This is a genomic window from Guptibacillus sedimenti, assembly GCF_028610665.1.
GTDB classification, from domain to species: Bacteria; Bacillota; Bacilli; order Bacillales; family Guptibacillaceae; genus Guptibacillus; species Guptibacillus sedimenti.
Genome location: NZ_JAQQWV010000001.1, coordinates 1,388,713 through 1,410,564 on the forward strand (window position 1 = coordinate 1,388,713; position 21,852 = coordinate 1,410,564).

The 21,852-nt window shown below is 39.1% G+C and carries 23 protein-coding genes; 22 read left to right on the forward strand and 1 reads right to left on the reverse strand.

What is annotated here, in order from left to right; all coding sequences use genetic code 11:
- Positions 1 to 4: 4 nt before the first annotated feature.
- From floA to PQ578_RS06890, 22 genes are all read left to right on the forward strand, one after another.
- A complete protein-coding gene (gene floA, locus PQ578_RS06785) occupies positions 5 to 994 on the forward strand; it encodes a flotillin-like protein FloA (protein ID WP_098444295.1) in 990 nt (329 codons plus the stop codon).
- A 35-nt stretch (positions 995 to 1,029) separates the two neighbouring features.
- Entirely contained in the window at positions 1,030 to 1,479 is a 450-nt protein-coding gene (locus PQ578_RS06790; protein ID WP_273832710.1) for a YqfB family membrane protein, read from the forward strand.
- Between the two features lie 146 nt (positions 1,480 to 1,625).
- On the forward strand, positions 1,626 to 1,916 hold the full coding sequence (gene yqfC / locus PQ578_RS06795) for a sporulation protein YqfC (protein ID WP_098444293.1): 291 nt from the start codon (positions 1,626 to 1,628) through the stop codon (positions 1,914 to 1,916).
- Positions 1,917 to 1,961: 45 nt separating this feature from the next.
- On the forward strand, positions 1,962 to 3,149 hold the full coding sequence (gene yqfD, locus PQ578_RS06800; protein WP_273832711.1) for a sporulation protein YqfD: 1,188 nt from the start codon (positions 1,962 to 1,964) through the stop codon (positions 3,147 to 3,149).
- A 6-nt stretch (positions 3,150 to 3,155) separates the two neighbouring features.
- The gene (locus PQ578_RS06805; RefSeq protein WP_273832712.1) at positions 3,156 to 4,118 is read left to right on the forward strand and encodes a PhoH family protein; all 963 of its coding nucleotides are present in this window, start codon (positions 3,156 to 3,158) and stop codon (positions 4,116 to 4,118) included.
- 232 nt (positions 4,119 to 4,350) lie between these two features.
- The gene (locus PQ578_RS06810; protein ID WP_273832713.1) at positions 4,351 to 6,477 is read left to right on the forward strand and encodes an HD family phosphohydrolase; all 2,127 of its coding nucleotides are present in this window, start codon (positions 4,351 to 4,353) and stop codon (positions 6,475 to 6,477) included.
- Positions 6,474 to 6,947 (forward strand): rRNA maturation RNase YbeY, encoded by a 474-nt coding sequence (gene ybeY, locus PQ578_RS06815; protein WP_273832714.1) that lies wholly within the window; start codon positions 6,474 to 6,476, stop codon positions 6,945 to 6,947. The genes PQ578_RS06810 and ybeY overlap by 4 nt, the downstream gene beginning before the upstream one ends.
- Complete coding sequence (locus tag PQ578_RS06820; RefSeq protein WP_273832715.1) at positions 6,931 to 7,320, forward strand: diacylglycerol kinase family protein; 390 nt, start codon at positions 6,931 to 6,933, stop codon at positions 7,318 to 7,320. Before ybeY ends, PQ578_RS06820 begins: the two co-directional genes overlap by 17 nt.
- 12 nt (positions 7,321 to 7,332) lie before the next feature.
- Positions 7,333 to 7,731 (forward strand): cytidine deaminase, encoded by a 399-nt coding sequence (locus PQ578_RS06825; RefSeq protein ID WP_159783267.1) that lies wholly within the window; start codon positions 7,333 to 7,335, stop codon positions 7,729 to 7,731.
- Positions 7,724 to 8,632: a GTPase Era gene (era, locus tag PQ578_RS06830; protein ID WP_098444286.1), complete on the forward strand. Its 909-nt coding sequence runs from the start codon at positions 7,724 to 7,726 to the stop codon at positions 8,630 to 8,632. The genes PQ578_RS06825 and era overlap by 8 nt, the downstream gene beginning before the upstream one ends.
- Positions 8,633 to 8,732: 100 nt before the next feature.
- Positions 8,733 to 8,870 (forward strand): YqzL family protein, encoded by a 138-nt coding sequence (locus tag PQ578_RS06835; protein WP_159783265.1) that lies wholly within the window; start codon positions 8,733 to 8,735, stop codon positions 8,868 to 8,870.
- Positions 8,871 to 8,909: 39 nt separating this feature from the next.
- The gene (gene recO, locus PQ578_RS06840; RefSeq protein ID WP_273832716.1) at positions 8,910 to 9,659 is read left to right on the forward strand and encodes a DNA repair protein RecO; all 750 of its coding nucleotides are present in this window, start codon (positions 8,910 to 8,912) and stop codon (positions 9,657 to 9,659) included.
- A 147-nt stretch (positions 9,660 to 9,806) separates the two neighbouring features.
- Positions 9,807 to 10,448, forward strand: a complete 642-nt coding sequence (gene ccpN, locus PQ578_RS06845; protein ID WP_098444283.1) for a transcriptional regulator CcpN — start codon at positions 9,807 to 9,809, stop codon at positions 10,446 to 10,448.
- Positions 10,449 to 10,462: 14 nt separating this feature from the next.
- The gene (locus PQ578_RS06850; protein ID WP_159783261.1) at positions 10,463 to 11,287 is read left to right on the forward strand and encodes a pyruvate, water dikinase regulatory protein; all 825 of its coding nucleotides are present in this window, start codon (positions 10,463 to 10,465) and stop codon (positions 11,285 to 11,287) included.
- 255 nt (positions 11,288 to 11,542) lie between these two features.
- Positions 11,543 to 12,034, forward strand: coding sequence for a YaiI/YqxD family protein (locus PQ578_RS06855; protein WP_273832717.1), 492 nt, complete (start codon positions 11,543 to 11,545; stop codon positions 12,032 to 12,034).
- A 19-nt stretch (positions 12,035 to 12,053) separates the two neighbouring features.
- On the forward strand, positions 12,054 to 13,874 hold the full coding sequence (gene dnaG, locus PQ578_RS06860; protein ID WP_273832718.1) for a DNA primase: 1,821 nt from the start codon (positions 12,054 to 12,056) through the stop codon (positions 13,872 to 13,874).
- A gap of 48 nt (positions 13,875 to 13,922) precedes the next feature.
- Complete coding sequence (rpoD, locus tag PQ578_RS06865; protein ID WP_098444279.1) at positions 13,923 to 15,038, forward strand: RNA polymerase sigma factor RpoD; 1,116 nt, start codon at positions 13,923 to 13,925, stop codon at positions 15,036 to 15,038.
- Between the two features lie 338 nt (positions 15,039 to 15,376).
- Positions 15,377 to 16,516, forward strand: coding sequence for an acyl-CoA dehydrogenase family protein (locus PQ578_RS06870; protein WP_160918740.1), 1,140 nt, complete (start codon positions 15,377 to 15,379; stop codon positions 16,514 to 16,516).
- Positions 16,517 to 16,612: 96 nt separating this feature from the next.
- Positions 16,613 to 18,268, forward strand: coding sequence for an AMP-binding protein (locus tag PQ578_RS06875; RefSeq protein WP_273832722.1), 1,656 nt, complete (start codon positions 16,613 to 16,615; stop codon positions 18,266 to 18,268).
- 217 nt (positions 18,269 to 18,485) lie between these two features.
- Complete coding sequence (gene cccA / locus PQ578_RS06880; RefSeq protein WP_098444276.1) at positions 18,486 to 18,848, forward strand: cytochrome c550; 363 nt, start codon at positions 18,486 to 18,488, stop codon at positions 18,846 to 18,848.
- 137 nt (positions 18,849 to 18,985) lie between these two features.
- Positions 18,986 to 19,696, forward strand: coding sequence for a tRNA (adenine(22)-N(1))-methyltransferase (locus PQ578_RS06885; protein WP_273832725.1), 711 nt, complete (start codon positions 18,986 to 18,988; stop codon positions 19,694 to 19,696).
- Complete coding sequence (locus PQ578_RS06890; RefSeq protein ID WP_273832727.1) at positions 19,693 to 20,814, forward strand: Nif3-like dinuclear metal center hexameric protein; 1,122 nt, start codon at positions 19,693 to 19,695, stop codon at positions 20,812 to 20,814. Before PQ578_RS06885 ends, PQ578_RS06890 begins: the two co-directional genes overlap by 4 nt.
- Before the next feature lie 32 nt (positions 20,815 to 20,846).
- On the opposite strand, the gene PQ578_RS06895 is transcribed toward PQ578_RS06890, so the two are convergent.
- On the reverse strand, positions 20,847 to 21,791 hold the full coding sequence (locus tag PQ578_RS06895) for a 4-hydroxy-3-methylbut-2-enyl diphosphate reductase (RefSeq protein WP_273832728.1): 945 nt from the start codon (positions 21,789 to 21,791) through the stop codon (positions 20,847 to 20,849).
- Between the last annotated feature and the right edge of the window lie 61 nt (positions 21,792 to 21,852).

The following is a 21,852-nucleotide window of genomic DNA, read 5'->3' on the forward strand; positions in this document are numbered from 1 at the left end:
AATGATGGACACTAGCACGTTAGGATTATTAGTTATTGTAGGGTTAGTCATTATCGGTTTAGCAATACTCTTTACGTTTGTACCTGTGATGCTGTGGATCTCAGCACTAGCAGCAGGAGTTCGCGTGAGTATATTCAATCTTGTAGGAATGAGGCTTCGTCGCGTAATCCCATCCCGTGTTATTAACCCGCTAATTAAAGCGGTCAAAGCGGGTCTTGAATTAAACACAAATCAACTGGAAAGTCATTACCTTGCTGGTGGTAATGTAGACCGAGTCGTTAATGCGCTTATTGCCGCACACCGAGCTAATATTGAGCTTAGTTTTGAACGCTGTGCAGCCATTGACCTTGCCGGTCGAGATGTTTTAGATGCTGTTCAGATGAGTGTTAATCCTAAAGTAATCGAGACGCCATTTATTGCAGGTGTTGCGATGGATGGCATTGAAGTAAAAGCAAAAGCAAGAATTACTGTACGTGCAAACATCGATCGTCTCGTAGGTGGAGCTGGTGAAGACACCGTCATTGCTCGTGTAGGTGAGGGCATTGTCAGTACAATTGGTTCATCTGAAAACCACAAAAAGGTTCTTGAAAATCCGGATATGATTTCTCATACTGTGTTATCAAAAGGACTGGACGCTGGAACAGCTTTCGAGATTCTTTCCATTGATATTGCGGATATTGATATTGGTAAAAATATTGGTGCGGTGCTTCAAACAGATCAGGCTGAGGCAGATAAGAACATTGCTCAGGCAAAAGCTGAAGAACGTCGTGCAATGGCAGTTGCGCAAGAGCAAGAGATGCGGGCTCGCGTAGAAGAAATGCGTGCGAAAGTAGTTGAAGCAGAGGCTGAAGTACCAATGGCTATGGCTGAAGCGCTACGTTCTGGTAACATTGGTGTCATGGATTATATGAATCTAAAGAACATTGAAGCAGATACTGACATGAGAGACATGATCGGTAAACCAAATCAGGAAGAAGATGAGGATGATCGCTAAGCTATTCCCTCAATCCTTTGTTGGAGGTGATCGTCGTGGATAATCTTATTGAACTGCTATTAAACAATATCGTTTTTGTTATTATTGCAATTGGTGGTATTATTAGCTTCTTCAAGCGTATGGGCGGCGAGGAAGAAAAACAAAAAGCCAATCCGACTCAAAAGCGGCCACAAAGAGAACAAAGTAACCCACGTTCAGGTGGTTCTATGGAAGCAAGTGAAATAGAGGAAGATGCTTCTCAATCTGATACGGTTAGTGCTTACAAGGAAGCTTTAGGACGTATGGCAAAACGTGAGAATTACGGTTCACAGAATGAGTTGAAAGTACAAAAAAATGTGAAATCAGCGCCATATATCAAAGATAAGAGTCTCTCTATTAGCAAGTCAAATGTTCGAAACGGCATTATATGGGCAGAAATTCTTGGACCCCCGCGATCAAGAAAACCCCATCCTTCAATGGTGGCCGTGAAACAAAAAAACAGGTAAAAAAGATGCCATATGGCGTCTTTTTTTTATGGGTTGCAATGATTTAAATGTCAACTGCATAAGATGGTAACAGGAGCTATTATCGCATGTAAGTGGGATAGTTTTATGTTTTCTCTCATAAAGATGAGTGGAGAGGGGGAGTATCCATGGCAAAGTGGAAGCACAATCTAAAAAGTTGGTTAACGAGAAGATTAGAGCTTCCAGCAGATGCGGTCATGGATTTGCCGCGGATCACGATGGTTGGACAGCTGCATATTTACATAGAGAATCATCAAGGTGTTCTCAAATTCTCTAATGAGGAAGTCCGACTACTTCTTAAAAATGGTCAATTGGTAATAAAAGGAGAGGATTTTATGTTGAAAACAATCCTTCCTGAGGAAATTTTACTGGAAGGCAAAATTGAACATGTTTCCTATCTTGATAAACCCCAAAACTGATAAAAGCCTTGAATAATTCTCGGGCTGACGATACGGGAGGGTATTATGAAGGAATACATTAAAGAACTTTTTTCTGGATATGTGCGAATTAAAGTGATTGGGTCCTATACGGAACTTTTTATTAATCGTTGTATCGAGTACAACATTCCAATTTGGGACATCTCTCGTGTGGATAATGAAACGATTCTGTTATCGCTCTACACTACCGATATTAAACGTATTAGGCCGCATTTAAAGAGGACAAGATGTAAAATACGCATTAATGAAAGGAAAGGATTTCCTTTTATCTTAAAAAAAATAGTCTACTCTAGAGGGTTTCTGAGTGGCATTATAAGTTGCATTCTACTCATTCTAATTTTATCGAATATGGTATGGTCAATCACTGTGAATGGCGCAACACCTGAAGTCGAGCATAAATTAAAGCAAGTAGCCGAAGAACTCGGAGTGAAAAAAGGTGCATTCATATTTCAGTTACCATCCAATCAGGAGCTACAGCAAGAAATGACAGAAAGTCTTGAAGAAATTACCTGGGTCGGTGTTAAAAGAAGTGGTTCCACGTATCACTTTGAAGTCGTTCAAAAACAGTTGCCTGAAAAACAACCTGCTTTAAATGCAAGGCACATCGTAGCTGATAAAAAAGCCATTATTACAAAAATATATGTTGAAGAAGGACAGGTTCAGGTAAAAGAAAACGATTATGTTAAACCAGGTCAGCTCCTCATTTCGGGATTTATTGGAAAAGAAGAAAAAAGTGAACTTGTCCCAGCGAGAGGGGAAGTTTATGGAAAAACGTGGTATGTAACGAATGTATCTATCCCTTTAAAATCAACTTTTGAAACGAATACTGGTGAAAGAGAAACGAAATATTCGGTAGGTTTTTTTGGTTTTCATCTTCCAATATGGGGATTTTCAAAGCCGGAGTTTTCTCGTTATGAGACGATGATAAGTGAAACAAATTTACGCTTTTTAAAATGGGAAATTCCTTTATCGTTTCAAACAAAAGAGCTTCTAGAAACCAAAGAAGTAACGAGAGAGTATACAGAAAAGGAAGCGCTTCAGGCAGCTAGTCAAGTAAGTAGAGAAGACATAATAAGTAAAACATCAGAAAAAGCAGAAATTAAAGAGGAAAAAATTTTACACCATGAGGTAGAGAATGGTAAAGTAAACGTAAAGATACACTATGAAATAATAGAAGAGATTGGGAAAGACATACCGATTATTCAAGGAGATTGAGGTCTATTGGCAGAATCTTATGTTGATCTTACATTACAGCTAGAAAATTCTAATGAAGCTCAAAGCTTATTCGGCCCTGGTGATGAGCATTTAAAGATAATTGAGGAAGCCCTTAAAGTGTCACTTGTTACTCGAGGAGAAGGTATATCTGTGAGAGGGGATGAAGAAAGCATCACGATGGTAAAAGAAGTTGTGCATACCCTTCACATCCTCATCAAACGAGGCGCAAGTATCTCTGGAAGAGACGTTGTTTATGCGTGTCAATTAGTGCAGCAAGGAATGCTTGATCAGCTTCTGGAACTGTATCAAGAGGAAATTACCACGAATGCAAAGGGAAAGCCAATTAAAGTGAAAACACTTGGTCAACGCCATTACGTATCGGCGATGAAAAAGACTGACCTGGTGTTCGGTATAGGGCCAGCTGGAACTGGAAAAACGTATCTTGCCGTTGTTATGGCGGTAACTGCACTTAAATACAATCAAGTGAAGAAGATTGTTCTGACTCGTCCAGCAGTTGAAGCTGGAGAAAGCTTAGGCTTCCTTCCAGGAGATTTGAAGGAAAAAGTAGATCCTTATTTACGTCCCCTATATGATGCTCTTCATGATGTTCTAGGGGTTGAACAAACGACTCGACTGATTGAAAGAGGTACGATTGAGATCGCTCCGCTTGCCTATATGCGAGGGCGAACCCTTGACGATAGTTATGTAATTTTGGATGAAGCACAAAATACAACATCTCAACAAATGAAGATGTTCTTGACTCGGTTAGGTTTTGGTTCAAAAATGGTAATCACTGGTGATATCACACAGATCGATCTTCCTAAGGGAAAAGAATCAGGCTTAGCGGCCGCAGAAAAAATTCTTAAACGAGTAAAAGATGTGTCGTTTATTTATCTTCAGCAGACAGATGTTGTCCGCCACCCGTTAGTTCAACGTATTATTGATGCATATGAACACGAAACAAAATAAGCTTAAAAGGTCCGTTTGAAAACGGGCCTTTTTTGAGCCTTATCCCTCAACTTTCCAGAACTCTATCGTTAATCAAACTAGTTGGAGAGTCGTACTAGTGGAAGAAGGATAGGAAGAGAGAAGGCGCATCAAGACGTGAACATATTATAAGATTATGGTCCATTAATGAGGGAATTCTGATAAAATATGAAGAAGAGTAGTAGAGGCCAGAACTTATGAGGTGAAGGAAGCTATGATTGCGAAGATTAAGCATTTGTTGCAAAATAATCTCCGTAATATCGAACAAATTAAAATGATAAAATGGTCGCTTTATGGACTAGTGGCACTCATTATGTACTTAACGATGTTGTCAAATGTTATGCCAGAGTCCCTGGATATTACGCTATATTCAAGAGCGGATCATGATATTGCTTCACCAATTACGATAGAAAATAAAACCGCTACGGAAGACGAGCGATCAAAAGCCGCTCAAATTGATGCGAAATATGTTTACCGTGATGAGGTTTCACAGTCCCAGTTTGATAAGTTAAATGATTTGTTTTCTGGGATAGATAAAGTGAATAAGAATGAACCCGAGGAAAAAACGACTCAAGAAAAAATATCAGATCTTCAATCAATTATTTCAGTCTCAATGTCTGATGAGCTTACAGATGATACATTAAAGCCGTTAATTGAAGCGGAGCCTTCTCAAATTAGTTTAATAAAAGAACTAACGTTATCTGAGGTAATGGAAGTTATGACTGATCGTGTATCAATTGATAATTTAGAGCAATCTAAATCAGATGTTGAAGACCGATTATCTCTTACTTCGCTCCCTACTGACCAGAAGAAAGCAATGATTACAGTAGCACAGCAAAGTATTGTACCAAATTACTTTCTTGATCCAGAACAAACGGAACAAAGTCGTCAAGAAGCAATTGAAGCTGTCCAGCCAGTAATGATACGTGAAGGACAAATCATTGTGGAAGAAGGCGCCATGATTAACCGAGAAGTCATGGAGCAGCTTAGACTAGCTGGTTTACTTGATGAAGGCTTTGATGCTGTTCCGTATGTAGGACTTGCTCTTCTTGTGATGTTACTTACAGGATATTTATATTATTTCTTTCAAGACGTCAAATCAAGAGTTCGTACTTCAAATACAAACCTCTTTATTCTAGTGCTTATTTATCTTAGCACCCTTCTAGTCCTTAAGCTATCAAGCTTATTACAAGGGATAGAAGTTCCTGGGATTGCTTATATCGTTCCAGCAGCAGTAGGGTCCATGTTAATAAAGATGCTTTTTAACGAACAATTAGCAATTGCTTCAAGTTTACTTTTTGGCGTTTGTGCTGGTGTTTTCTTTAACGGAGAAATTACTGGGCCAATGAATGCTTCGCTTGGATTTTACGTTTTAATGAGTTCGCTATCAGGAGTGTTTTTTCTCGGAAAGAGAAATCATCGTTCAAACATTTTAACAGCGGGATTGCTTGTTTCACTAATAAACATAGTAGCTGTGGCTATATTATTAATGTTAAAGAATGGCCAATATGGTGGTATTGAACTTGGCTATCATTTTGTCTTTGCCTTTTTGTCTGGTTTCTTATCTTCCATGTTAACTCTGGGATTGATGCCGTTTTTTGAAGCTGGATTTCGCATTATTTCGACTACAAGGTTAATTGAACTATCAAATCCAAATCACCCCTTGTTAAGAAAAATACTCGTGGAAACGCCCGGAACTTACCATCATAGTGTGATGGTTGCAAATTTGTCAGAAGCAGCTTGTGAATCAATTGAGGCAAATGGCCTTCTTGCTCGAGTAGGCGCTTATTATCATGATATCGGAAAAACAAAACGCCCCCACTTCTTTATTGAAAATCAAATGAATATGGAAAATCCGCATGATAAGATTTCGCCTCACCTAAGTAAAACGATTATTGTATCACATGCATCTGATGGAGCTGAGATGTTAAGAAAGCATCGATTGCCAAAAGAAATTGTGGATATTGCTGAACAACATCATGGTACGACATTATTGAAATATTTTTATTACAAAGCAAGTGAACAGACGGATCAGACGGTTTCCGAAATGGAATTTCGATACCCTGGGCCAAAAGCACAGACAAAGGAAGCGGCAGTTGTCGGAATTGCGGATTGCATTGAAGCGGCGGTAAGATCGATGACGAAACCAAATCCAACAACGATTGAATCGCTTGTAAGAAAAATCATTACTGAAAGACTAGAAGATGGTCAATTTGACGAATGTGATTTATCACTAAAAGAGCTTGACATCGTTGCAAGAACGATTCTAGAAACGTTGAACGGTATTTTTCACAGTCGAATTGAGTATCCAACAGAAATAAAAAAGAAGGTGACTTCATGAATCTAACAATTGATTTTATTGATGAAACTGAAACATTAAAACAAGATCAACTTGAAATGCTTGAAAAATTATTGAGCCATGCAGCAAAAGAAGAAGGGGTTGAAGCTGGGAGCGAAGTGTCCATTATGTTTGTAAATAATGAGCGTATCACGGAGATTAATCGAGATTATCGCGGCAAAGATCAGCCTACTGATGTTATTTCCTTTGCTCTTGATGACGAAGAAGAGGGTGATGATCCGATCGTATTTGATGAACAAATACCGCACTTGCTTGGAGAAATTGTCATTTCGGTCCCGAAAATACAAGAGCAGGCAGCTGATTATGGACATAGCTTTGAACGTGAACTGGGTTTTTTATGTGTTCATGGTTTCCTTCATTTACTCGGTTATGACCATATGACAGACGAAGATGAGAAAGAAATGTTCGGTAAACAAAAAGTGCTTTTAGAGCAATATGGCCTCACAAGATAAGCGTTCAAGGCTTGTGCGGTTTTTGCGAAGTTTTCTATATGCATCGCAAGGTTTTCGTTACTTAATCAAAAATGAACAAAACTTTCTCTTCCATCTCCTAGCAGGTTTTGTGGTCGTAATAGCTGGGTTAGTGTTGGGGTTATCAGTAATTAAAATGTGTTTGTTGCTAACTGTAATCGGTATCATGCTAAGTTTGGAAGCACTAAATACAGGCATTGAAAGAACAATTGACTTAATTACGGAAGAAGAACATCCTATAGCAAAGGTAGCAAAGGATGTGTCAGCTGCAGCAGTCTTTCTTTTTGCAGTTATTTCAGTTATAATCGGTGTCCTTCTCTTTTTTGAACCGATTGCTCAGTTGTTTCAGTCATAAGGAGGAATTATAATGGAAAAGCAAATGTTGATTGAGGAAGCAAAAAAAGCAAGAGAGATGGCCTATGTGCCCTACTCAAAGTTTAAAGTAGGTGCGGCATTGCTTTCTGAAGATGGTACGGTATTTGGCGGATGTAATATTGAAAATGCTGCTTATAGTATGTGTAATTGTGCAGAGCGTACGGCTTTATTTAAAGCCTACTCAGAAGGCCATAAATCATATAAAGCCATTGCAGTTGTAGCTGATACAAAGCGTCCTGTCCCACCTTGTGGTGCATGTAGACAAGTGATCTCAGAACTATGTGACCCAGAAATGCAAGTGATTTTAACTAACTTAGATGGAAAAATACAGGAATTAACCGTCAGCGAATTACTTCCTGGCGCATTTTCACCGGAGGATTTGAATGAGTAAAGAAGTGTTTAAGTCAGGATTTGTATCAATCGTCGGTAGACCCAATGTAGGGAAATCGACATTGTTAAACGAAGTTATTGGACAAAAAATTGCGATTATGAGTGATAAAGCACAAACCACCCGGAATAAGGTACAGGGTGTCTATTCAAGAGATGATGCTCAGGTTGTTTTCATTGATACCCCAGGTATTCATAAGCCTAAACATAAACTTGGCGATTTTATGATCAAAATGGCTCAGAGTTCATTAAATGAAGTTGATTTAATTTTATTTGTGATTAATGCAGAAGAAGGTTATGGTGCTGGTGATCAGTACATTATAGATCGTTTGCAAAATGTAGAAAGCCCAGTCTTTCTTGTGATCAACAAAATTGACCAGGTTCATCCAGAACAGCTATTCCCTATGATTAATTTTTATAAAGATAAATATTCTTTTGCTGAAATTGTTCCAATCTCTGCATTGCAGGGAAATAACGTTAACACTCTCCTTGAGCAAGTTGTTGACTACCTTGAAGAAGGGCCACAGTATTACCCAAGTGATCACGTTACCGATCACCCTGAACGCTTTATTGTAGCTGAGCTTGTGAGGGAGAAAGTTCTTCATTTAACGAGAGAAGAAATTCCTCACTCTGTTACGGTAGTAACCGAGCAAATGGTAAAACGTGAAGGATCTGATGTTATTGATATTCACGTAACGGTGGTTGTTGAACGTTCTTCTCAGAAGGGCATCATTATTGGAAAGCAAGGAAAGATGCTAAAAGAAGTTGGGAAACGAGCTCGTCAAGATATTGAAGCTCTTCTAGGTTCCCGTGTATTTATGGAAATCTGGGTGAAAGTTGTGAAGGATTGGCGTAATAAACCTTCATCGTTACGTGATTATGGTTATCGAGAAGATGACTATTAAGTGAAATTTTGTTAAATATTCCATCACATAAACCGACTTATGTAAGGTCAAGCTAGAGGTAAGAGATAAACTTTTTACAAAATGAAAGGTGGGATCTAAAGTGTTAGAGTTTACCTGGAAAATATTTTGTGAAACAGGAAACATTGATACTTATCTTCTTTTGAAGGAAATGGAAATACCGAATGATGAAGACAATGATTCTCTCGCCGAGATGGAAGAAGTGCCTCGTCTCTCTTGACCTTTTGGAATTGCAACAGGAAACGGTTGGTGAAAGTTCTTGTTAAAAAAGGTTGAAGGAATTGTGATTCGAACCGTGGACTATGGTGAAACAAATAAAATACTGACGATTTATTCGAGAGAGACGGGTAAGGTTGGCGTCATGGCAAGAGGCGCAAAAAAACCTAAAAGCCGTCTTTCTGCTGTTTCACAACTTTTTGTCTATGGACAGTACCTTTATCAGCATACCTCGGGTCTTGGGGGATTGAATCAGGGAGAAATAATTGATTCGTTTCGCTCTATAAGAAATGATTTGTTTCTTACTTCTTATGCAGCATATGCAGCAGAGTTAGTTGATAAATTAACAGAAGAGAGAAAACCCAATCCCTATTTATTTGAAATGCTTTATCAGGTTCTTCATGCGTTGAATGAAGAAAAAGACCCTGAAGTTATTTTATTTATTTTTGAGCTTAAAATGCTTCGCGTTGCGGGAATTACACCACAACTAGATCGTTGTGCAAACTGTGGTCTTTCTGAAGGTAAGTTTCATTTCTCTATTAATGAAGGTGGATTACTATGTCATCGGTGTCTTTCAGTAGATCCCTATAATATTCCAATCATGAAGCGGACGGGAGAACTTCTACATTTATTTGCACATATTGATTTGGGAAGATTGGGAAGTATTTCATTAAAAAAAGAAACGAAAAAAGAGATTAGACAAATTCTTAATCTTTATTTTGAGGCCTATTCCGGCCTTTATTTAAAATCAAAACGTTTTTTGGATCAGTTGGACCGGTTTAAACTTGAGTAATTAGATTAGCCTGCGGAATGTAATCCGGAGGTTTTTTATTTTTAATAAAGTATTTTACAGATGGTTTTCACAAAACAATGCGGAGTACTTTCGTTAAAATGGTATAATCGTATATAATAATGAAAATAAAGTATAACCTTATTAAAGGTGGTGATTCTTATCCAATTAAACAATAGGCAGGAAACCATCCTTCAGATCGTGAAAAATGAAGGACCGATTACAGGGGAACACATTGCAGAGAAGCTCAGTTTAACTAGAGCTACGCTTAGACCAGATCTAGCCATTTTAACAATGGCAGGGTATCTTGACGCGAGGCCGAGAGTCGGGTATTTTTATACAGGTAAAACTGGTTCACAGCTCCTTACTGAGAAAATAAGAAAAATTAAAGTTGATGACTACAAATCAATTCCCGTCGTCGTACAAGAAAACGCAAGTGTCTATGATGCGATATGTTCCATGTTCCTAGAAGATGTCGGCACATTGTTTGTAGTGAATGAATTGGCACATCTTGTTGGTGTATTATCTAGAAAAGATCTATTAAGAGCTGCACTTGGTAAACAAGATCTTGAAAGTATACCCGTCACAATTATTATGACGAGAATGCCGAATATTACTGTATGTCAGAGAGATGATCTCTTAATCGAAGTAGCGAATCAGTTAATTGAAAAGCAGATTGATGCATTGCCCATTGTAAAAGAAGTAGAGAATGGTATTGAGGTTATTGGAAGGATAACCAAGACAAATGTAACGCGAGCACTAGTAGATCTTGCCAAAGACGAAATTATTTAGCTTAGGAGGTTTATATGACGAATTCAACGAATCGTGCTATTGTGTATGTGATTTCTGATTCGGTAGGCGAAACAGCGGAACTTGTTGTAAAGGCAGCGGCAAGTCAATTTGACCCGACCGATTTTGATGTCCGAAGAGTTCCTTATGTAGAAGATACAGCGACAATTCACGAAGTGATGACTCTTGCCAAAGAAACAAAAGCGATTGTCGCTTTTACTCTCGTAGTTCCTGAGTTAAGAAATTTCCTACTTGAAGTCGCATCAAAAGAAAATATTCAGGCTATTGATATTATTGGTCCAATGATTGACCATATGCAAGCAGTAATAGGGAAAGAACCACGAAATGAGCCTGGACTTGTACATAAACTTGACGAAGACTATTTTCGTCGAGTAGAGGCAATAGAATTTGCGGTGAAGTATGATGATGGGAGAGATCCACGTGGGATTGCTCTTGCGGATATTGTGCTTGTCGGTGTTTCTAGAACTTCTAAAACCCCTTTATCACAGTATTTAGCACACAAGAGGTTGAAGGTAGCCAATGTTCCGATAGTCCCTGAAGTCGATCCGCCTGATGAATTATTTAATGTGGCAGAAGGAAAATGCTATGCTCTAAAAATAAGTCCTGAGAAGTTAAATAACATTCGTAAAGAGCGACTAATTGCGCTTGGATTAAATGCTGAAGCAAGCTATGCTAATATGACAAGAATCAAAGATGAACTGGAATATTTCGATACGATTATTAATAAGATGAACTGCCAAGTTATTGATGTTTCAAATCGAGCAGTAGAGGAAACAGCTAATTTAATTTTAAGCCTTTATAAAGGGAAGCATACATCTTAATAAAAGCATAACAAGAAAACACCATTTTCGAGACAAAAATGTTCTCGATGATGGCGTTTTTTTATCGTTTTCATCTGTTCAATTTAATATTTTTAGTATATAATCAAATATTGTCAATAAAATTTGTCTATAATCATTAAAGAAGGCTTTCAGAAGAATATAGTAGTTATCTGAAATAGTGCGATCTAAAATTCTGAAAGTTAAAACATAAATATCAAAAGAAGGATAACTCAGGGAGATGTAGAATAGAGAATTATGACGAAAAAGAAACTGACGCTTTTTGTCGATGCAGATGCATGTCCTGTTCTAATTAAAGAAGAAATTATGTCTTTTCAGAAAGCTCTATCAGAAGTAGAAACGATTTTTGTCGCTTCTTATGCCCATATGAGCACAACGTTCAGTGAGGCGAAGTGGGTTATGGTAGACTCTGAAAAGGAAGAAGCGGATCTCTATATTCATCGCCATGCCAAAAAAGGCGATATTGCTGTGACCCAAGACTATGGTCTTGCAAGTTTGCTCCTTCCAAAAGGTGTTTTTGTTCTTTCACCAAGAGGGAAACAATATACAGAAGAGAACATATCGACTCTTTTACATACGCGGTACCTGGCATCTAAAAGTAGAAGAGCTGGTAAGCATACAAAAGGTCCAAGAAAGTTTACCAGTGATGATCGAGTTCAATTTCGGGAAGAACTAATAAAAATATTGTCGAACTATGAAGGAGATTATTTTTATTTGTCGAAACTATAGAATCTGTTGGTGATAAATAATGAGTGGCAGAATCCCAGAAGAAAAAATTGAAGCGATTCGCCGATCCACAGATATTGTTGATGTGATTAGCGATTATGTCCAACTGAAAAAGCAAGGAAGAAATTTCTTTGGCCTTTGTCCTTTTCACGGTGAAAGCACTCCTTCATTTTCAGTAGCGCCGGACAAGCAAATTTATCATTGCTTCGGATGTGGTGCTGGCGGTAACGCTTTTTCATTTTTAATGGAAATTGAAGGGTATAACTTTGTAGAAGCTGTTCAAAGTCTTGGACAAAAATCCGGTATTGACTTACCTGAAGTGCAAGAAAATCAGAGCGGTAGTGCAAAAACAAATTCTGAGAATGACACCATATACAAGGCCCATGACTTTCTCGCTAAACTATACAATCATTGTATGGTTAAGACACCGGAAGGCGAACAAGCCCGTGCTTATCTTAATGAACGAGGTTTTTCGAAAGAAATGATTGAAAAGTTTCAGTTAGGCTTTGCACCTGATTCTTGGGACTATGCAACATCGTATTTGGAAAAAAGAAACTACCCTCTCGCAAAAGTGGCTGACGCAGGCTTACTCGCCAAAAGAGAATTTGATGGAAAGTATTTCGATCGCTTTCGAAATAGGATTATGTTTCCGATTTGGGATCCAAAAGGAAGACCAGTTGCATTCGGAGGAAGAATCATAGGAGATGGCGAACCTAAATATTTAAATAGTCCGGAAACGAAGCTTTTTCAAAAAGGGAAGTTTCTCTATGGATTTCACCTTACCCGCTCGGCTATTCGCTTAAAAGATCAGGCAATCCTATTAGAAGGCTATGTTGATGTGATTACAGCATACGGAAATGGGGTACAAAACGTTGTAGCAAGTTTAGGTACGGCTTTAACGAAGGATCAAGCAAAACTGCTGCGAAGACAGACAGAGTCCGTGGTCATTTGTTATGACTCAGATAAGGCTGGAACCAATGCTGCTACAAGAGCGGCAGACGAATTAATGGAAGCCGGGTGCTACGTTAGAATAGCTAAAATGCCAGGTGGACTAGATCCCGATGACTATATCCGAACATACGGTGCAGAACGGTTTGAAAAGGATGTAATAGGGGCAGCGCCAACGGTAATGGCTTTCAAAATGGAGGTTTTTCGATCAGGAAAAAACCTATCGGATGAAGGAGAACGAATCCGCTATATCGAAGAAGTACTTAAAGAAATTAGCCGTCTTCCTAATGCTGTTGAACGCGATCATTATTTACGACAGCTAGCGGAAGAATTCTCACTTTCACTCGATGCTTTAAAGCAGCAGGTTTCCCAGTTTTTTAAAGAGGGGAAGAAAAGTAAGGATAATGCTCCTCCGAAAAGGGATAATAATGCTAGGAAAAATTTCTATGTTAAGAAAAAGCTCTTACCAGCATTCCAGAATGCAGAACGTATCTTACTTGCTTATATGATGCGTGATCTGGAAGTGGCAGAAAAAGTACAGGAAGAGGTTGGCGGTTCGTTTAATATTGACGAGCATAGTGCGATTGCTGCATACCTGTATAGCTTTTATGCTAACGGCCATGAAGCTGACGTCAGTCAATTCATGGAGCAGCTGACTGATCCTAACCTTGTCAAAATTGCTTCTGAACTGGCCATGATGGATTTAAATAATGACGTGTCGGACAAAGAATTACATGATTATATCCGGCAGGTGTTAAATTATCCAGAATGGATAAAGATAGAAGAGAGAGAAAAAGAAAAGAAAGAAGCGGAAATGAAGCAAGATTTTGTCCAGGCAGCCAAGATCGCTATGGAAATTCTTGAAATGAAAAAGAACTTAAGAAATTCATTTTAAGATAATGACTGATTTTTATTGTTGAGATGTATGGAAGGAGGGGATCGAATGGCTGAAAAACCAACTCGCCAACCGGCGGAAGGTGAATTAACCATCGATCAAGTGAAAGAGCAGTTAGTAGAGCTTGGAAAGAAAACAAGCTTAATTACTTACTCTACGATCGTAGAACGGTTGTCCCCATTTGAACAGGATTCCGATCAAATGGATGAATTCTTTGAATATCTAGAGGAACAAGGTGTTGAAGTCATCGAAGATACTTCTGATAATCCTTCGCCTCAAGAAGTTAATAAAGAAGAAGAATTTGATTTGAACGACTTAAGTGTTCCTCCGGGTGTCAAAATAAATGATCCGGTTCGTATGTACCTAAAAGAGATTGGCCGTGTAGACCTTCTTTCTGCAAAGGAAGAGATTAGTCTAGCACAACGTATCGAAGAAGGTGACGAAGAGGCTAAGCGTCGTCTCGCTGAAGCAAACCTTCGACTTGTTGTTAGTATTGCGAAAAGATACGTTGGACGAGGCATGCTCTTCTTAGATTTAATTCAAGAAGGGAACATGGGACTCATTAAAGCGGTTGAAAAATTCGATTATCGTAAAGGGTACAAATTTAGTACCTATGCAACGTGGTGGATTCGTCAAGCCATTACTCGAGCAATTGCAGACCAAGCTAGAACGATACGTATTCCCGTTCATATGGTCGAAACGATTAATAAATTAATTCGAGTTCAGCGTCAACTTCTTCAAGATCTTGGGCGTGAACCATCACCTGAAGAAATTGGTAAAGAAATGGATCTTTCTCCAGAGAAAGTCCGTGAAATTCTTAAGATTGCTCAAGAACCTGTCTCTCTTGAAACGCCTATTGGTGAAGAAGACGACTCCCACCTTGGAGATTTTATTGAAGATCAAGATGCCCTTGCGCCATCGGATGCTGCAGCTTATGAACTGCTGAAAGAGCAGCTTGAAGATGTTCTAGATACGCTAACTGACCGAGAAGAAAACGTATTGAGACTTCGTTTCGGGCTAGACGATGGGCGAACAAGAACGCTAGAAGAAGTAGGACGCGTCTTTGGCGTTACGCGTGAGCGAATCCGACAGATTGAAGCAAAAGCTCTTCGTAAACTTCGCCATCCAAGCCGTAGCAAACGATTAAAAGATTTTCTGGAATAGACTTACTTACTCTCTGACCGCTTATGCGGTCAGAGAGTTTTTTATTATTTATTAGCGTTTATGTCTCATTCGTATTTAACTTGTTTATTTAGCCAACGAAGAATTAAAGAATACATTTCTTGTCATTTATTTTACTGATTTTTCTTTCGTTTTGCAAATGACCGTTTTGAAAATAAAAGTACTGCCTCTTGTCATAATAGGCTTTAGAGTCTTAGTAACAAAAAAATAATATATAAAATTATTTTTATTTTCTAAAATGTTGAAAAAATTACATCTAAAAGAGATAATGAAATGTAAGCGCATTCAATTTGGTGGTATTTATAGGAGGTTATATGGTAATGAATTTTGACTTAACGAAAGAGCAAAAAATGATTCAAAAGATGATTAGAGAGTTTGCGGATGAAAAGGTTGCACCTGGTGCAGAACAAAGAGATAAGGAAAAGAGGTTTCCTAAAGAGATTTTTCAACAACTCGGTGAACTGGGTATTATGGGTCTTCCATTTCCGGAAGAGTACGGTGGTGGGGGAGCAGATACAATAAGCTTTGCCATTGTCGTAGAAGAATTAAGCCGTGCGTGCGGGTCAACTGGAATTACTTATTCCGCTCACGTATCGCTTGGAGGAGCACCGCTGCACCTCTTTGGCACAGAAGAACAGAAACAAAAATACCTTGCACCAATTTGTTCTGGAGAGTCATTGGGTGCATTCGGATTAACAGAGCCTAATGCCGGATCTGATGCAGGAGGGACAGAAACAGAAGCCTTTCTCAATGACGGCCAGTGGGTTATTAATGGGAATAAGTGCTATATTACAAATGCATCTTACGCCGATCATCTTGCATTAACGGCGATTACTAATCGTAAAGACGGCGAAAAAGAAATTAGCGCGATAATTGCGCCTACTTCAGCACCTGGCTTTAGAGTGATTGATAATTATGAGAAATTAGGATTGCATTCGTCGAATACAACGGAACTTGTTATGGAAGACGTCGTCGTACCGGAGGAGAACCTACTTGGGAAGCGTGGAGATGGCTTCAGACAATTCCTTATGACGCTTGATGGTGGAAGGATAGGGATTGGTGCTATGGGTGTAGGAATTGCTCAGGCAGCTTATGAGAAGGCGTTACAGTATGCAAATGAACGGAAGCAGTTTGGTCGATCAATTTCACGTTTTCAAGCCATACAATTTAAATTAGCAGATATGGCTATGAAAATAGAATTAGCTCGTACAATGGTATACAAAGCTGCCTGGTTAAAAGACCAGGGTAAAAAGTTCACAAAAGAAGCCTCTATCTGCAAATTATATGCTTCAGAAATCTGTATGGAAGTTTGCGACCAGGCAGTTCAAATTCACGGTGGAAATGGCTATATGCGTGATTATCATGTCGAACGTTATTTTAGAGACGCGAAACTACTTGAAATTGGCGAAGGAACATCGGAGATTCAACGAATGGTCATTGCTCGTGAAATTGGTTGTTAAACTGAACGAGCGCTCGGTTAGTTAGGTGTGTTAGGAATTTCTTTTGATTCAGTATACATGCAAGTTATAACATGGTAATTAAAAAGGGGTGCGACTATGACGAAATTGCTTCATGAGACAATTGGGGCGATGCTTGAGAGACAGGTTCATCAATTTGGCTCGAAAGAAGCTGTCGTATATGCAAAAGAAAATGTTCGGTACACCTTCAGTGAATTTAATAGGGAAGTTAATTCAGTTGCCAAATCGCTACTTGATTTAGGTGTGGTCAAAGGAGAGCATATTGCCGTATGGGCAACGAATGTACCAGAATGGCTACTGTTGCAATTTGCCACTGCTAAAATAGGTGCGGTGCTTGTTACTGTGAATACGAACTATCAGTCAACTGAATTGGAGTACGTTCTCAAGCAATCTGATGCCACTCATCTATTTATAATTGATGGTTTCAAAGGTACTTCTTATCCAAAAGCCTTTCTTGATCTGACGAAAAGTGGTGACAAGGTTATTAATGGGAAATGTGCTTTGCATGATCTCCCTTATTTAAAACATGCGATTTATATCGGATCAAATCCACAATCTTCTTTTATGTCATGGAATGAATTTATTCAATGTGGTAAGTCAACGTCAGAAGAGGAGTTGGATATAAGAAAGAAAGAGCTTGATCCTGATGATGTGATCAATATGCAATATACGTCAGGGACTACTGGTTTTCCAAAAGGTGTTATGCTTACTCATTACAATATCCTTAATAACGGCTATCAGATTGGCCAGTGTATGAAACTAACAGAAGAAGATCGTCTCTGTATTCCTGTGCCTTTCTTTCATTGTTTTGGCTGTGTATTAGGTACTTTAGCTGCTTTTTCAGCAGGAGCTACCATCGTTCCGATTGTTGAATTTGAGGCGAATCTTGTATTGAAAACGGTGGAACAGGAGAAGTGCACAGCTCTACACGGTGTACCTACGATGTTTATTGCGGAGCTCAATCTTCCTGAATTTGATACATTTGATTTGCGGTCTTTGCGTACCGGAATCATGGCTGGAAGCCCTTGTCCAATTGAAGTGATGAAAAATGTGATGAACAAAATGAATATGGAAGAAATTACGATTGCTTATGGTCAAACGGAATCTTCTCCTGTTATTACCCAAACTAGAACTTATGACCCGATTGAATACAGAGTAAATTCTGTTGGTCAAGCTTTACCTGGTGTTGAGGTTAAAATCGTAGATCCTCTAACGAGTAAAGAAGTTCAGGAAAATCAGATAGGAGAATTATGTACAAGAGGTTACCATGTGATGAAAGGGTACTATCACATGCCCGATGCGACGAAGCAGGTAATTGACCAGGACGGTTGGCTACATACCGGAGATTTAGCGAAAATGAATGAGAGCGGGTATGTTCAGATTACAGGGCGATTAAAGGATATGATTATTCGTGGTGGGGAGAATGTATATCCTCGTGAAATTGAAGAATTTTTATATACACATCCTGCTGTTCAGGACGTTCAAGTTATTGGTGTTCCAGATGAGAAATACGGCGAAATCGTTGTGGCTTGTGTTCAATTGAAAGAGAATGAAACGATCACTCCTTCCGATATTCTTCATTTTTGTGAAGGGAAAATTGCACGATATAAAATCCCGTCTCATATCTTTTTTGTCGATGACTATCCAATGACTGCTTCAGGAAAGATCCAAAAGTATAAACTCCGTGAAACCGCGGTAAAGTGGACTAATCTTAATTCTAAGTTAGAAAAATAAATGATATGAACTGGCATCAGTAATTGTGCTGATGCCGTTTGTTTTATTGAGAAAATTTGCTATCATAGAGATAGAGTGAATAACTATGACAAATATGTGATTTGCCTCGCTTCCCCTTTTCTTTCATAGCGTTTTCAAGTAAAATAAGTTATGATTTGTTTACTCTTACATATTTGGGGAAAACGACATCAGCGAATCGGTACAAGGAGGAAAAGAAATGAAAAAGAATCCGCTTATTCCATTTGCTTGGACAGCCGTTATCGGATTAATTCTCATTATTGGTGTTTCTTTCTGGGCATTACAACAGGACGGCAAAGAGAGCGCTGAGGGCGAAGGTGAAAAGCAAGAACAGGCTGAAGCAGCTGCACCTGAAGATATTTACGCTCAAAATTGTGCATCTTGTCACGGTGGTGATCTTGGTGGCCAGGTAGGACCAGCTCTAAATGCGGTTGGAGGAAAGTACTCCAAGGATGAAATTCTCGACATTATTAATAATGGTAAAGGCTCCGGAATGCCTGCGGGACTCATTCAAGGAGAACAGGCTGAAGCAGTTGCTCAGTGGCTTTCCGAGAAAAAATAAGAAGCGAAAAAAGCTTTCTGTGAGAACAGGAAGCTTTTCTATTTGGAAGAAAACCTAATTCCTTTTGATGCGAATTTCTGTTATCAAGAAATGGTAAAGGGTAAACTATAAAGAAGAAAATTGGGTAAGGTGAAGAAATGAACGATAAATTATTGTCAGAGCGTTTAAAAACGGTAGCAAACTTTGTTCCAATGGGAAGTAGTGTAGCGGACATTGGATCTGATCATGCGTATTTACCTTGCTACTTAATGAATAAACAGCACATCACGTTTGCAGTAGCAGGTGAGATAAATGAAGGTCCTTATCAATCAGCCGTTAACCAAGTTAAACGTAGCGGCTTCACGAGAGAAATCACAGTGCGTAAAGGTAATGGTCTTGAAGTACTTTCTCCTGGAGAAGTAGATGTCATTACAATTGCTGGAATGGGCGGTCAATTGATTCGCGATATTCTACTAGAGGGAAGAGAGAAGTTAGCGAACGTAAAGCGACTTGTCCTACAACCCAATGTGGCTGCACATCTTCTCCGTGAACGACTTTCCGATTTAGATTGGGAGCTAGTTGATGAATGCATTCTTGAAGAAGATCATAAGGTTTACGAAGTTCTTGTGTTCGATGCAGGAAACGGAAAGCGTCCTTATGAAGGAATGTCTGATAAAGAGCTACGAAAAAGTATGTTAGTTGGTCCGATACTTTTAAAAAATCAAAACGAAGCCTTTCGGACAAAGTGGCAAAATGAATTATCGAAGAGGGAACGGATCTTAACGTCGTTAACGAAAACACACGGTGTTTCAGATAAAGAAGCACAGGTGAAAAATGAACGGGACATTATTAAGGAGGTTCTTTCATGAGTAAGCTAGTTTCAGGACAGGCAATTATTCAAGAATTTGAATCCTGGTCTAAAAAGAAATATGCAGAAGAGGGAGACCCGATCGGGCTACAGGTTGGCAGTCTTAACAAAAAAATCAAGAAGGTCATGACTGCACTTGATGTTCTTCCCAATGTTGTTGAAGAAGCGGTGAATGAAGGTGTCGATTTAATCATAGCGCATCATCCTATTCTTTATCGACCGCTAAAAAAAATCAATTTAGATACAGCTCAAGGGAAAATGATTGAAACGCTGATTAAGCATGATATTGCAGTGTATGCTGCTCACACGAACTTGGATGTGGCCCCTGGTGGTGTGAACGATATGCTGGCAGAAGCGTTAGGATTAAAAGATACAAGCGTTCTCGTGGAAACATTTCAGAGAGAGCTAAAAAAGGTTGTCGTTTTTGTACCGGCATCTCACCAAGAAGAGGTAAGAAATGCTCTTGCTAACGCGGGAGCTGGCTCTATAGGAGAATATAGTGATTGTACCTTTACTTCTCAAGGGACAGGAAGGTTTAAGCCAACTGACCATGCACAGCCGTTCATTGGTAAGGCAGGCGCTTTAGAATCCGTAGATGAAGTGAAAATTGAAAGTATTTTCTATGCGGATCACCAAGCAGCAATTATTAATGCTATAAAGAAGGCGCATCCATACGAAGAAGTAGCTTATGATATTTATCCACTTGATAATGAACCAGAAAAGTTAGGTCTAGGAAGAATTGGTCAACTTGAAACTGAGATGAGCTTAGAAAGCTTTGCCGGTTTTGTGAAAGAAAAGCTTGGTGCAGGTGGCGTTCGGATTGTCGGAGATCTCCAATCTACGATTAAAAAGGTAGCTGTATTAGGTGGAGACGGTAATAAATTTATAAACGCCGCTCGCTTTAGTGGAGCAGATGTTTTTGTCTCAGGTGATATTTATTACCACGTGGCACATGATGCTATGATCGAAGGGCTCCAAATCATAGATGCAGGACATAATATTGAAAAAATCATGATCGAGGGCGTGCGTAAGAAATTGTTAGCTTTTCTAGAAGAGAAGCGATATGAAACAGAGATTATTTCCTCTCAAGAAAAAACTGATCCATTTCAATTTAGATAAAAAAATCCCGCCACTACAGGCGGGATTTTTTGTTACTTTTTCACTTTTACTTTAGGAAGGATTTTGGATGAAGGTACCTTTCTTTCCCGTACCCACGTATCTTCATCTTCTGGATCATATTGATCAAGAAAACGGATCACTTCTTTCGTAATTGGAGTTGGAGTAGAAGCTCCAGCAGTCACACCGACTGTTTCAACTCCTTTGAGCCACTCAAGTTGTAATTCTGAAATGTCGGTAATTCTATATGCAGGTGTTCCTGCAACTTCAATTGATACTTGCGCAAGGCGGTTCGAATTATTACTTTTTGGGTCTCCGACGACAAGAACTAAATCTGTATCACCAGCCTGTTCGGCAACGGCTTCTTGACGTACTTGAGTAGCATTACAAATTTCATTATGGATAACGGCATGCGGATATCGTTCAGTCGCTCTTTCCATAATTTCTTGTACATCCCACTGACTCATTGTCGTTTGGTTTGTAATAATAATCTTTTCACTGTTAATTTGAAGAGCATCGACTTCTTCTGGTTTTTCAACAAGATGCACGATTTCAGGAGCGATTCCCATGGCTCCTTCAGGTTCGGGGTGTCCTTTTTTACCAATATAAATAACGTGATAGCCTTCTTGTTGTTTCTCACGAATTAAATCATGTGTTACCGTCACATCGGGGCAAGTAGCATCAAGGACAGTTAACCCCTTTTCTTCAGCTAGCTCACGAACTTGAGGCGAAACGCCATGAGCAGTGAAAATAACCGTTCCGGATTCTACCTTCTTAAGAATTTCCATACGGTTCGGTCCATCAAGGGTAATAATGCCATCATCTTCAAAAGCATCTGTTACATGTTTATTATGAACGATCATCCCGAGAATGAAAATCGGGCGCGGTAAAGTTTTATCAAGCGCTGCATTGCGTGCAATGACCATTGCATCCACAACACCATAGCAATAACCTCTAGGTGAAATTTTAGTTACTTTCATCGAGTACCTCCTCAATCCATGGATGGATTGTTGTATAACTGATCTCTCCTAATTATAAAGG